The sequence below is a fragment of the Rhizobacter sp. Root1238 genome, assembly GCF_001425825.1.
Lineage (GTDB): Bacteria > Pseudomonadota > Gammaproteobacteria > Burkholderiales > Burkholderiaceae_C > Rhizobacter.
In genome coordinates, this window is the sequence record NZ_LMDM01000045.1 from 176835 (window position 1) to 189032 (window position 12198).

General features: G+C 69.3%; 12 protein-coding genes. All 12 read left to right on the plus strand.

Annotated features, from left to right (window positions below):
- Positions 1–13 precede the first annotated feature (13 nt).
- The 12 genes from nudB (at position 14) to ASC98_RS23870 (ending at position 12197) form a co-directional block, all read left to right on the plus strand.
- Positions 14–466: a dihydroneopterin triphosphate diphosphatase gene (nudB, locus tag ASC98_RS23815; protein WP_056815242.1), complete on the plus strand. Its 453-nt coding sequence runs from the start codon at positions 14–16 to the stop codon at positions 464–466.
- A complete protein-coding gene (locus ASC98_RS23820; RefSeq protein WP_056815246.1) occupies positions 463–1248 on the plus strand; it encodes an endonuclease/exonuclease/phosphatase family protein in 786 nt (261 codons plus the stop codon). The genes nudB and ASC98_RS23820 overlap by 4 nt, the downstream gene beginning before the upstream one ends.
- Positions 1245–2585: a cardiolipin synthase ClsB gene (gene clsB, locus ASC98_RS23825; RefSeq protein WP_082542082.1), complete on the plus strand. Its 1341-nt coding sequence runs from the start codon at positions 1245–1247 to the stop codon at positions 2583–2585. Before ASC98_RS23820 ends, clsB begins: the two co-directional genes overlap by 4 nt.
- A gap of 11 nt (positions 2586–2596) precedes the next feature.
- Positions 2597–3682: a ligase-associated DNA damage response exonuclease gene (locus ASC98_RS23830; RefSeq protein WP_056815403.1), complete on the plus strand. Its 1086-nt coding sequence runs from the start codon at positions 2597–2599 to the stop codon at positions 3680–3682.
- The gene (locus ASC98_RS23835; RefSeq protein ID WP_056815249.1) at positions 3679–5421 is read left to right on the plus strand and encodes an ATP-dependent DNA ligase; all 1743 of its coding nucleotides are present in this window, start codon (positions 3679–3681) and stop codon (positions 5419–5421) included. Before ASC98_RS23830 ends, ASC98_RS23835 begins: the two co-directional genes overlap by 4 nt.
- On the plus strand, positions 5405–6793 hold the full coding sequence (gene gorA / locus ASC98_RS23840) for a glutathione-disulfide reductase (protein WP_235581368.1): 1389 nt from the start codon (positions 5405–5407) through the stop codon (positions 6791–6793). Before ASC98_RS23835 ends, gorA begins: the two co-directional genes overlap by 17 nt.
- Before the next feature lie 186 nt (positions 6794–6979).
- Complete coding sequence (locus tag ASC98_RS23845) at positions 6980–8776, plus strand: hypothetical protein (protein WP_157598073.1); 1797 nt, start codon at positions 6980–6982, stop codon at positions 8774–8776.
- Positions 8773–9213: a CesT family type III secretion system chaperone gene (locus tag ASC98_RS23850; RefSeq protein ID WP_056815254.1), complete on the plus strand. Its 441-nt coding sequence runs from the start codon at positions 8773–8775 to the stop codon at positions 9211–9213. Before ASC98_RS23845 ends, ASC98_RS23850 begins: the two co-directional genes overlap by 4 nt.
- A gap of 71 nt (positions 9214–9284) precedes the next feature.
- Positions 9285–10166, plus strand: coding sequence for a hypothetical protein (locus ASC98_RS23855; protein WP_056815257.1), 882 nt, complete (start codon positions 9285–9287; stop codon positions 10164–10166).
- A 23-nt stretch (positions 10167–10189) separates the two neighbouring features.
- Entirely contained in the window at positions 10190–11032 is an 843-nt protein-coding gene (locus ASC98_RS23860) for a DUF429 domain-containing protein (RefSeq protein WP_056815259.1), read from the plus strand.
- A 52-nt stretch (positions 11033–11084) separates the two neighbouring features.
- Positions 11085–11657: a GbsR/MarR family transcriptional regulator gene (locus ASC98_RS23865; RefSeq protein WP_056815262.1), complete on the plus strand. Its 573-nt coding sequence runs from the start codon at positions 11085–11087 to the stop codon at positions 11655–11657.
- A 78-nt stretch (positions 11658–11735) separates the two neighbouring features.
- Entirely contained in the window at positions 11736–12197 is a 462-nt protein-coding gene (locus ASC98_RS23870) for a thiol-disulfide oxidoreductase DCC family protein (RefSeq protein ID WP_056815265.1), read from the plus strand.
- Position 12198: the final 1 nt, after the last annotated feature.

Sequence of the window (12198 nt, forward strand, 5' to 3'; positions counted from 1 at the left end):
CTATCCTTCACGCATGAAACTGCCGGAATCGGTGCTGGTGCTGATCCACACGCCGCAGCGCGAGGTGCTGCTGCTGGAACGCCGCGATGCGCTGCGCGGCTGGCAGAGCGTGACCGGCTCGCGCGCGTCGGCGGCCGAGCCGCTGCGCGACACCGCGGTGCGCGAGGTCGCCGAGGAAACCGGCATCGCGATCGGCTCGGCGTCGGTGCCCGCGACGCGACTGGTCGACCTCGACCTCCGCCACGTCTACGAGATCCTGCCGGCCTGGGCCCACCGCTACGCCCCGGGCATCACCCACAACACCGAGCATGTGTTCACGCTGCAGGTCGATCGCGCGACGCCGGTCCGCCTGAGCCCGCACGAACACCTGCGCTTCGAATGGCTGCCGTGGCGCGACGCCGCCGCGCGGTGCTTCTCGCGCACCAACGCAGCCGCCATCCTCGACCTGGGAGCCACCGCGAGATGAACGCGTCACCGTCGACCCTGCACCCGCCGCACGTGCTGCGTGTGGCCACCTACAACATCCACAAGGGCGTGCGCGGCGTGGGCCCGCGCAAGCGGCTGGAGATCCACAACCTCGGCCTGGGCATCGAGGCGCTCGACGCCGACATGGTGTTCCTGCAGGAGGTGCGCAGCTTCCACCATGGCGAAGCGCGGCGCTTCCCCGACACCCACATCGGCTGGCCGCGCGTGCCGCAGGCCGAGTACCTGGCGCCCGACGGCTACCACGCGGCCTACCGCACCAACGCGGTGACGCCGGGCGGCGAGCATGGCAATGCGCTGCTGTCGCGCTGGCCGCTGGGCGACGAGATCGGGCACCACGACGTCTCCGACCACCGCTTCGAGCAGCGCGGGCTGCTGCACGTGCGGGTGCACTGGAACGCGGTGGTGGTGCATGCGATCGTGGCCCACCTCGGGCTGATCCATTCGAGCCGCGTGCGGCAGGTGGAGCGCATCGGCGCGTTCGTCGCGAGCCAGGTGCCGGCGAACGAACCGGTGGTGCTGGCCGGCGATTTCAACGACTGGGGCGGCAAGCTCGACGCGCCGATGCATGCGCTCGGCCTGTACCGAGCCGAGCGGCGCGGCGTCAGCTCGCAGCGCACCTTCCCATCTCGCATGCCGGTGTTCTCGCTCGACCGCATCTACACGCGCGGCTTTCGCTGCACCGGCACCTCGGTGCCGCGCGGGGCGGCCTGGGCGCGGATGTCCGACCACCTGCCGCTGGTGGCCGAACTCGAACTGGCATGAGCGTGCCGGACCGCGCATTGAGCTCGACCACCACCCGGACCCGCCGTCATCGCCGCCGGCACGGCGAGCCGTTGCCCGACGACCTGTGGAGCACCGTGCCGCGCGCGCTGTTCTGCGGCGACAACCAGGTCGAGCTGCTCAGTGGCGGCGATCAACTCTTTCCGGCGATGGCACGGGCCATCGATGCGGCCCGCCACGAGGTCTGGCTCGCGACCTACATCTACCAGCACGAGGGCAGCGTCACCGCCGTCACCGATGCGCTGCTGGCGGCCGCGGCGCGCGGCGTCGCGGTGCGCGTCGTGCTCGACGGCTTCGGCTCGCGCGCCTTCTTGCCGCAGCTGCAGCCGCTGCTCGAAGACGCCGGCGTCGACCTCGCGGTGTTCCGCCCGATCACCAGCTGGTGGAGCTGGTTCCAGCCCGGCCAGCTGCGCCGGCTGCACCAGAAGCTGTGCGTCGTCGACGGCGAGGTCGGCTTCGTCGGCGGCATCAACCAGATCGACGACCGCATCGACCTGGTGCACGGCGCGACCGAGCAGCCGCGGCTCGATTTCGCGGTGCAGCTGCGCGGGCCGGTGGTCGCGCCGGTCGAGCAGGCGATCCGCGCGGTGTGGACGCGTGCCGACCTGGGGCAGGATTTTCGCGACGAGATGGTGGCGCTGGCGCGCAGCGCCGAGCCGATCGCCCGTGCCAAGCGCCTGCTGCGCCGGCTGCGCATGCCGCGCAGCAAGGGCCTGCAGCTCAGCCCCGATGCGCTGCCGCCGGTGCGCGCCGCCTTCGTGTTGCGCGACAACCTGCGCCAGCGCCGCACCATCGAGCGCAGCTACATCGATGCGATCCGCGCCGCGCGCGAACGCGTCGACCTGATCAGCCCGTACTTCTACCCCGGCCGGTCGTTCCGCCGCGCGCTGCGCGATGCGGCCGACCGCGGCGTCGCGGTGCGGCTTCTGCTGCAGGGCAAGCTCGACTACCGCATCGCCGGGCTGGCCGCGCGCGTGCTGTACGACGAGCTGCTGGCGCACGGCGTGCGCATCCACGAATACATGCCCGCCTACCTGCACGCCAAGGTGGCGGTGATCGACGGCGACTGGGCGACGGTCGGCAGTTCGAACATCGACCCGCTGTCGCTGCTGCTGAACCTCGAGGCCAACGTGATCGTGCGCGACGAGGCCTTCACGCGCTCGCTGGCCGAGCGCTTCGATGCCGCGGTCGCGCAGTCGCGCGAGATCGACCCGAAGCTCGCGCACCCGCGCACGCTGGCCGGCACGCTGCGGCGCGGCTTCGTCGCGTGGTGTGCGCATGTCTACCTGCGGATCGCCGGCCAGACCGGCCGCTATTGATGGCGCCGGCGATGGCGGTCGACGACCTGGTGATCGAACGGCCCGAAGGGCTGTACTGCCCGCCCGGCGATTTCTTCATCGACCCGTGGCGGCCGGTCGAGCGGGCGGTGATCACGCATGCGCACGGCGACCACGCGCGGCGCGGGCATGCGCACTACCTCGCGTCGGCGCCGTCCGAAGGCGTGCTGCGCGCGCGGCTCGGCGACGACATCGCGCTGCAGACGCTGGCCTACGGCGAGTCGATCGAACACCACGGCGTGCGGCTGTCGCTGCACCCCGCCGGCCACGTGCTCGGCTCGGCCCAGGTGCGGCTGGAGCACGGGGGCCGCGTCTGGGTGGCGTCGGGCGACTACTTCGTCAGCGGTGCCGGCGACGACAACCGCACCTGCGTGCCGTTCGAGCCGGTGCGCTGCGATTGCTTCATCACCGAATCGACCTTCGGGCTGCCGATCTACCGCTGGCAGCCGCAGCGCGAGGTGTTCGCCGACATCGACGCCTGGTGGCGCGCCAATGCCGACGCCGGCCGCGCGAGCCTGCTGATGGCCTACAGCTTCGGCAAGGCGCAGCGGCTGCTGGCGGGGGTCGATGCGTCGATCGGGCCGATCGTCGTGCATGGGGCCGTCGAGCCGCTGAACCAGGCGTATCGCGCGGCCGGCGTGGCGCTGCCGCCGACGCAACTCGCGACCGAGGTCACCGACAAGGCGAGCCTCGCGCGGGCGCTGGTGATCGCGCCGCCCTCGGTGCAGGGCTCGGCCTGGACGCGCCGCTTCGGCGACTACGGCGATGCGTTCGCGAGCGGCTGGATGCAGCTGCGCGGCACGCGCCGCCGGCGCGCGGTCGACCGCGGCTTCGTGCTGAGCGACCATGCCGACTGGCCCGGGCTGCAGCGCGCGATCGCCGCGACCGGCGCGGCGCGCGTGATCGTCACGCATGGCTACGAGGCGGTGATGGTGCGCTGGCTGCAGGAACAGGGGCTGCAGGCCGGCGCGTTCCACACCGAATACGACGACGAGCGCAGCGACGCGGCGGATCCCGGTGCCGCCTCCGATGCCGCTGCGGAAGCGGCCGCCGCGCCCGGTCCGGAGCCGGCCGCATGAAGCGCTTCTCGCGGCTCTTCGCCGAACTCGATGCGACCACCGCCACCTCGGGCAAGGTCGCCGCGCTGCAGCGCTACTTCGCCGATGCCGCACCCGCCGATGCGGCGTGGGCGGTGTACTTCCTGTCGGGTGGCAAGCCGCGGCAGGTCGTGCCCACCGCGACGCTGCGCGCGTTGGCCTGCGAACGAGCCGGCATCAGCGACTGGCTGTTCGACGAGTGCTACCAGGCGGTCGGCGACCTGGCCGAGACGATCGCGCTGGTGCTGCCGGCGCCGCAGCACGAGAGCGATGTCGGGCTGGCCGACTGGGTCGAGCAGAGGCTGCTGCCGTTGCGCGGGCTGTCGCCCGCCGAGCAGGCGGCGCGCATCGCGGCATTCTGGGACGAGCTCGACACCACCGGCCGCTTCCTGCTGACCAAGCTGATCGGCGGCGGCTTCCGGGTCGGCGTCAGCAAGCTGCTGGTGCAGCGCGCGCTGGCCGCGCACGCCGGCCTGGACGACAAGCTGCTTGCGCAACGCATGATGGGCTGGACCGATGCGAAGCAGACGCCCGATGCGGCGCGCTTCTCGGCGCTGCTGGCGGCCGAAGGCGAAGGTGGCGCGGCGCCGCTCGGCCAGCCGTATCCGTTCTTCCTCGCGCATCCCGTCGAGGGGTTGCCGCCCGAGTTCGACACGCGGCTCGGCGCACCCGGCGACTGGCTGGTCGAATGGAAGTACGACGGCATTCGCGCGCAGATCGTGCGGCGCGGCGGCGGCACCTGGATCTGGTCGCGCGGCGAAGAACTCGTCACCGAGCGTTTTCCCGAGGTCGTCGCGCTCGCGCAGGAGTGGCCGGACGGCACCGTGCTCGACGGCGAGATCCTGGTGTGGAAGGGCGATGCGCCGGCGCCGTTCAACCTGCTGCAGCAGCGCATCGCGCGCAAGACGCTGACGAAGCGGGTGCTGGCCGATGCGCCGGCCAGCTTCATCGCGTACGACCTGCTCGAATGGCAGGGCGTCGACCTGCGCGCCCGGCCGCAGCGCGAGCGGCGTGCGCTGCTCGAAGCCGCATCGGCCGGGCGAAGCATGCGGGTCTCGCCGGTCGAGCAGCGCGACAGCTGGGCCGCGCTGGCCGAGCTGCGCGAGGAATCGCGCGCCCGCGGCGTCGAGGGCTTCATGCTGAAGCATGCGCAGGCGCAGTACGGCAGCGGCCGGCGCAAGCAGGAAGGGCTGACGGGCGGCACCTGGCTGAAGTGGAAGATCGACCCCTTGAGCGTCGACGCGGTGCTGGTCTATGCGCAGGCCGGGCATGGCCGGCGCGCCAGCGTCTACACCGACTACACCTTCGCGGTGTGGAGCCACCCGCCGCAGGATGCCGCCGAGGCGCAGCAGGTGGTCGACGCCATCGCGCGGCGCGAGCCGGCACAGCCCGGAGCGCTGCAGCTGGTGACCTTCGCGAAGGCCTATTCGGGTTTGAGCGATGGCGAATTCGCCGAGGTTGACCGCATCATCCGGCAGACGACGCTCGAGAAGTTCGGTCCGGTGCGCAGCGTGCGGCCCACGCTGGTGTTCGAGCTGGGCTTTGAGGGCATCAACGCGAGCCCGCGCCACAAGAGCGGAATCGCCGTGCGCTTTCCACGCATGCTGCGCATCCGGCACGACAAGCCTTTGCACGAGGCCGACAGCCTCGCTACGCTCAAGGCCTTGATGGATGACGGTGGACGAAGAGAGAGGGAGCCTTCGAATGACGATGACAGCTGACGCATCCTACGACTGCGACCTGTTCGTGATCGGTGCCGGCAGCGGCGGTGTGCGGGCCAGCCGCGTGGCCTCGCAGCTGGGCGCCCGGGTGATCCTGGCCGAGGGCAGTGCGCTCGGCGGCACCTGCGTGAACCTGGGCTGCATCCCGAAGAAGCTGTACAGCTATGCGGCGCACTACCACGAGGCCTTCGCGCAGGCGCGCGGTTTCGGCTGGACGCTGGCCGAGCCCGAGTTCGACTGGGACGTGCTGAAGGCGCGGCGCGGCGCCGAGATCGCGCGGCTCAACGGCGTGTATGCCGAGTTGCTGCGCGGGGCCAACGTGCAGCTGGTGCGCGGCTGGGCCAAGCTGCTCGATGCGCACACGGTGGCGGTCAAGACCACCACCCACGAGCAGCGCTTCACCGCGCGCCACATCCTGCTGGCCACCGGCGGCGAGCCGTTGCGCATCGAAGGGCCGGGCGCGCAGTGGGCGATGAGCTCCGACGACATGTTCGACCTGTCGCCGTTCCCGAAGCGGCTGGTGGTGGTCGGCGGCGGCTACATCGCGTGCGAGTTCGCATCGATCTTCCACGGCCTCGGTTCCAAGGTCACGCTGCTGCACCGCGGCCCGCAGCTGCTGCGCGGCTTCGACGGCGAGATGGCGCGATTCGTCACGGCCGAGATGCGCAAGAAGGGCATCGACATCCGGCTCGAATCGCGCATCGCCGCGGTCGAGCGGCGCGGCGAGGTGCAGCGGCTGCAGCTGGCCGACGACAGCGTGCTCGAGGCCGACACCGTGCTGCATGCCACCGGCCGGCGCGCACGCAGCCGCGGGCTGGGGCTGGCCGAGGTGGGCGTGAAGGTCAACGAGGACGGCACGGTGCCGGTGGACGCCGGCTTCACGACCAACGTCCCGTCGGTGCATGCGCTGGGCGACCTGGTCGGCAACAAGGCATTGACGCCGGTGGCGCTGGCCGAGGCGATGGTGCTGATCGACGGGCTGTTCGGCGAAGGCCGCCGGCCGGCGCTCGACTATGCGACGGTGCCGACCGCGATCTTCACGCACCCGCAGGCCGCGACGGTCGGCCTGAGCGAAGAGGTGGCACGCACGCGGCATGGCGTGCTGCGCATCTACCGCAGCGAGTTCAAGCCGCTGCAGCACACGCTGAGCGGCAGCACCGAGCGCACGCTGCTGAAGCTGGTGGTCGACGACGCGAGCGACCGCCTGCTCGGCGCGCACATGGTGGGCGGCGATGCGGGCGAGGTGCTGCAGGGCTTCGCGGTCGCGGTGCAGGCGGGGCTGACGAAGGCACAGCTCGACCGCACGATCGGCATCCACCCGACGGTGGCGGAGGAGTTCGTCACGATGCGGGTGGCGGCGTCGAAGGGGTGAGAGGAAGGATGGGTCGGGAGGCCCGACTCGGGGGCGTTGCGACCGGAACGCATGTCGGCGCGTGCGGTGGGAACCGCGGCCCGACGACGGTCACTCACCACGACACCTTGGCAAGGCCGGTCTCGCGCGACCACTGCGAACGATGCGGCATGCCATCCGGCCCTTTCATCGTCACGAGCGTGAACCATGCAGTACCCCGCCTCCGCCTCTTACCGAAACAACCCGCGCGCGTCGCTGGTCAACCAGCGGGGGGAGTTTCCTGCGAATGTTCACGGGCCTTACGAGGTGGCGCGCGCTGAAGTGAATGGCAGCCCCGTGGAGTTCGATCGGAAGGTCAGCCGCTCCACCGCAACAACAGGCCAGCGCACGATGTATGTCGTGCGTGAGGTCGGGGCCGACAGCCTGTACAGCTGCAGATTGGTGCCGATGACTGCAAGGCGTCAGGCAGAGTGCTATCCCATTTTCTCAGGCAACCTGGAATCTCATATTCGTGCCTCGAACGGTGAGTCGCACTGGTTGTTCGGCCGTGCATCTGAGTGTGGTGGTGATCGATTCATGAACTCGCTGCGGGAAGGCGGACGAAACTGTTCTGTGTCTGCCTTGGCGACCTACGTGATCTTGGTCGAACACTACGCTCAATATGCAATGTCGCGATGTGACCGAATCGAGGTTGTCAGCTCAACGCAAGTCGACCATTGCTTCGTTCGCGTATGGCTGCGAGATGGCTCCTGCGTCATTCATGATCATTGGATCAACCCGGAGGCATTTCTGCCGGAGGATGGCAGGTTCAGCACGGTGAACGATCTGATCGTTGTCGCGGTTTGGCGTCCTGGGGATGGTGTTCAATTCCGCTGGGAAGACCTGAAGCGGCAGGCGAGGTCCCTGGGTGAGATCCGCGATGTCGAGCTTCCCCCTGAGTGGCAGCCTTTCCTCGGAAACTCCAGTTCAAGCGACCTTGTTTCATATGCCAAGCGGAAGATCCTCACCAACGGCCGGAAGGACAGAACCGAGACTGATTGCCTCCTCACGCGGGAACAGGCGGCGCAGAAAGGCATGCAGCCGAACGAGCAGGTCGTCTACCACCACCGGGGACACTACTACTCGAACGACATAGTGGCCGAATCGTCGATCGAGAGATTGGACGAACCCGCCGATCGGCCGAAGTTTCCCGAGTTGCACCTGCAGCAGGCGCAATGGGAACTGGAGGTGGAAGGCGCGTGTGTCCGTCAGGATCGGCAGGAACTGACCCGGCTGCTGCAGCGTACCGACGTGCGCCAATGGTTCCCCGAACGTCATCGAGACCTGTGCCTCGGTGCGACGAACACGGCACTTTGCGGCCCGCTCGATGAGCGCAACATGGCGCTCATCGGCGAGCTGTACAAGAACGCCATCGACGCTTCCACGGCAACGCAGATGAACATGATGCTGCGGATGCGCATGATCGACGACGCGTTGAAGAATCGCGATAGGCCTGCGCTGACAAGGTGGCTGAACACGCAAAGCCTCGCGGCCTGCGGAGACCAGGGCTCGAGATGGCTGATGATGGCTTGCATGCACCTCGACGTGCGGGGCGTCAGACGGCTGTTGAAGGCGGGCGCACAGTTCGGTGCGTCTCACGGTCTGGAGAATGGATTGAGCCTGGCGATACAGGCCGGCGGAGCCGACATGGTGAAACTGTTGCTGAGGCGGGGAGCTTCTGCCTTGCGGCCGAACGGTGTCGGGCTCGTCGCGTGGGAATTCGCGCAACAGATGCTGCGAGACGCTCACGCGGCCGGGGGCGACGTTGCGCGTCAACGAGAGGTTGCAGCAATCATCTGTGGTGAAGCGGTCGCGCAGGCGATTGCATTGCAGCCATCGAACCTTGCGCTGCTGGAGACATTGAGGGCGGGCATCGACGACGAGGCTCTGAGAGACAATCTGACGCTCGCGGTCGAGATGATCGAGCATGCTCAGGCTGACAGCGCGCAGGAGGGATTGCAATGACACCGTTGCTGTCATTCCAGGATGTCGTCCGCCCGCTGTGCGAACGCATCGGCATCGCGCCGCCCGGCGAACACCGGCTGAGCGTCGCACTCTCCGTCGATGACGGGTTGACAGTCGGCTTGCTCGGTCACCAGGAGGGATTCCTGGTCGTGATCGCCGAGATCGCCGCGCCGGTCGATCCGCGCGATGCCCAGCGCCTGTTGCCGCTGCTGGCGGCCAACCAGTTCTCCGCGGAACACCCCGCGCTGATCGGAGCCCTCGAACCGGACGGCGGACGGTTCTCCCTGTGGACGCGCGAGAGCCTGTCCGAACTCGATGAACCCGCGCTGATGGCCTTGTTCGATCGCGTGCTGGCGGCTGCCAGCAGCGTGCGCGATTGGTTGCTGGAGCCGCTGGCGCCGGAGCCGGCGGCGCACGGGTTCCAGCTTCGGGCGTGACGGGCCGAAACCCGGGGATGTTCCCAGCGCAACTCTGACGACAATGCGGGTTTCGCCTCGCCTGCGTCCTCATGTCCCTGTTCGCGCTCTGCCTCGTCCTGATCGCCGCCCTGCTGCACGCCGCCTGGAACCTGGTCGCCAAGAAGGCCGGCGGTGACAGCCGCTTCGCGCTGCTGTGCAGCCTGATGATCCTGGTGCTGTGGGGGCCGGTCGGCATCTGGGCCGCATGGGGCACGGTGCCGTTGTGGGGCGCCAAGGAATGGGCGCTGATCTTCGCGAGCGGCATCACCCATCTGGTGTACTTCAACGTGCTGCTGCGCGGCTATGCGGCCAGCGACCTGACCGTGGTGTACCCGGTCGCGCGCGGCACCGGGCCGTTGATCAGCTCGTTCGGTGCGCTGCTGCTGCTCGACGAGCACATGAGCCTGGGCGGCGTGCTCGGCGTGTTCGCGGTCACCGGCGGCGTGTTCCTGATCGCCGGCGGCCCGTCGCTGTGGGCGCGTGCGCACGACCCGGTGCAGCGGCAGCGCGTGATGGCCGGCCTAGGCTACGGCGCGGCCACCGGCTGCATGATCGCGCTGTACACGCTGATCGACGGCTACTCGGTCAAGGTGATGCTGATCTCGCCGATTTTGATCGACTACTTCGGCAACCTGCTGCGGGTGCCGTTCATGCTGCCGACGGCCTTGCGCCGGCCCGAGGCTTTCATGGCGTCCGCACGCGCGCTGTGGAAGCACGCGCTGGTGCTGGCGGCGATCAGCCCGCTCGGCTATGTGCTCGTGCTGTACGCGGCGCGGCTCGCACCGCTGTCGCACGTGGCGCCGGCGCGCGAGGTGTCGATGCTGTTCGCCGCGCTGCTCGGCGGGCGATTGCTGGGTGAGGGGGAGCGCGGCACGCGCATCGCGGGCGCGGCGTGCATCGCGGCGGGGGTGGTGGGACTCGCCGCCGGCTGATGCGACCGACGTTGCCGGCACCCATGACTTCTACCTTCCTTCCGGACACCGATTTGCCGCTGGCCGGCGTCGACTTCACCAGCCGGCCGACACGGCGCAAGCCGATCACCGTGGCACGCGGCCGCGTCGCGCATGCCGTCGTGAAGCTGGAGCGAATCGACACGCACGAGCACTTCGACGGCTTCGCTGCCTGGCTTCGCACGCCCGGGCCGTGGCTCGCGGCCTTCGACTTTCCGTTCGGCCTGCCGCGCGAGCTGGTGCAGTCGCTCGGCTGGCCGCTCGACTGGCTGCCGTTGATGCGCCACTACGCCGGGCTGTCGCGCGATGAGATCCGCATGCGCTTCGCGGCCTTCTGCGATGCGCGGCCGGTCGGCGCGAAGTTCGCGCACCGCGCGACCGACGGGCCGGCCGGTTCATCGCCGTCGATGAAGTGGATCAACCCGCCGGTCGCGCTGATGCTGCATGCCGGCGTACCGCTGCTGGTCGATGCCGGCGTCGACCTGCCCGGGTTGCGCGCCGGCGATGCGCAGCGCGTCGCGCTCGAGGGCTACCCCGGCCTGCTGGCGCGCGAGCTGATCGGCCGGCGCTCGTACAAGGCCGACGACAAGGCCCGCCAGACCCCCGACCGCCTGATCGCCCGCAAGGACCTGCTCGATGCGCTGGAGCAGGGCCGCTCGCGCCTCGGGCTGCGCCTGCGGTTGTCGCATGCACAACGCGATGCGCTGGTGGCCGATGCCTCGGGCGACCGGCTCGACGCGGTGCTGTGCCTGATGCAGGCCGCATGGGCCGCCGGGCAACCCGGCTTCGGCAGGCCGGCCGATGCCGATCCGCTGGAAGGCTGGATCGTCTCGGCGCCGGTCGATTGATTTTTCAATTTCTGCATTGACAGAAATATCGGGCGACCCTAGAGTCCGCCTCATGAACCTGTCGCCGACCCTCTCCCGATTCGTGCTGCACTGGGGCGAGATGGGCACGCGCTGGGGCGTCAACCGCACGGTCGCGCAGATCCATGCGCTGCTGTTCATCACCGGCCGGCCGATGCATGCCGAGGAGATCGCCGACACGCTCGACGTCGCACGCTCCAACGTCAGCAACAGCCTGCGGGAGTTGCAGGGCTGGAACCTGATCAAGCTGACGCACCTGGCCGGCGACCGGCGCGATCATTTCGAGACCTCGACCCAGGTGTGGGAGCTGCTGCGCACCGTGGTGCGTGAGCGCCAACGCCGAGAGATCGCGCCGACGATCGAGGTGCTGAACGAGCTGCTGGCCGACCCGGCGCTGAGCCGCGATCCGGCCGAGGCCCGCCTGCGCATCCGCGAGACGCAGGAACTGCTGGTCACGCTGACCGCCTGGAGCGACGAGATGCTGAAGCTCGACACCGACACGCTGACCAAGGTGCTGAAGCTCGGCGCGAAGATCAAGAAGCTGCTCGGCCGCGACAGCGCGGCGGCAACCGACGAGGTCAATCCGGTGCAGTTGCTCGGGCCTTGAGGGGCCCTCCTTTTTTTGATCTTTGGTTTCTCTATAGACAGAAATTACTGACATAAATAACACGCGAAATCACCCACCATGACCCCCATCACCTACCCGTTGACCCTCTTCTACGACGCCGCCTGCCCGGTGTGTTCGCTCGAGATGGATTCGCTGCGCGAGCGCGATGCCGGCGGTCGGCTGGTGTTCGTCGACATCAGCGCGCCGTGCTTCGATGCCTCGCCGTGGGGCACAACGCGGGAGGCGATGGACGCCGAGATCCACGGGCTGGCCGGCGACGGGCAGTGGCTGCGCGGCGTGCATGTCGTGCGGCTCGCCTACGAGGCCGTCGGGCTCGGCTGGATGTGGCGGCCGCTGCAATGGGCGCCGCTGCAGCCGGCGCTCGACACCAGCTACCGGTGGTTCGCGCGCCACCGCCATGCGATCTCGGCGACCGCGGCACCGCTGGTGCGCGGCATCCGCGCATGGCGTGCGCGCCGCGCCGTGGCGGACCCGCGGGCCTGTCGCGATGGCCGCTGCGCCGATCGCCGCGCCGGCTGAT

Coding starts and splice junctions, on each gene's coding strand:
- nudB (WP_056815242.1), top strand. CDS start 14: ATGAAACTGCCGGAATCGGTGCTGGTGCTGATCCACACGCCGCAGCGC.
- clsB (WP_082542082.1), top strand. CDS start 1,245: ATGAGCGTGCCGGACCGCGCATTGAGCTCGACCACCACCCGGACCCGC.
- ASC98_RS23870 (WP_056815265.1), top strand. CDS start 11,736: ATGACCCCCATCACCTACCCGTTGACCCTCTTCTACGACGCCGCCTGC.
- ASC98_RS23860 (WP_056815259.1), top strand. CDS start 10,190: ATGACTTCTACCTTCCTTCCGGACACCGATTTGCCGCTGGCCGGCGTC.
- ASC98_RS23850 (WP_056815254.1), top strand. CDS start 8,773: ATGACACCGTTGCTGTCATTCCAGGATGTCGTCCGCCCGCTGTGCGAA.
- ASC98_RS23830 (WP_056815403.1), top strand. CDS start 2,597: ATGGCGGTCGACGACCTGGTGATCGAACGGCCCGAAGGGCTGTACTGC.
- ASC98_RS23820 (WP_056815246.1), top strand. CDS start 463: ATGAACGCGTCACCGTCGACCCTGCACCCGCCGCACGTGCTGCGTGTG.
- ASC98_RS23855 (WP_056815257.1), top strand. CDS start 9,285: ATGTCCCTGTTCGCGCTCTGCCTCGTCCTGATCGCCGCCCTGCTGCAC.
- gorA (WP_235581368.1), top strand. CDS start 5,405: ATGACGATGACAGCTGACGCATCCTACGACTGCGACCTGTTCGTGATC.
- ASC98_RS23845 (WP_157598073.1), top strand. CDS start 6,980: ATGCAGTACCCCGCCTCCGCCTCTTACCGAAACAACCCGCGCGCGTCG.
- ASC98_RS23835 (WP_056815249.1), top strand. CDS start 3,679: ATGAAGCGCTTCTCGCGGCTCTTCGCCGAACTCGATGCGACCACCGCC.
- ASC98_RS23865 (WP_056815262.1), top strand. CDS start 11,085: ATGAACCTGTCGCCGACCCTCTCCCGATTCGTGCTGCACTGGGGCGAG.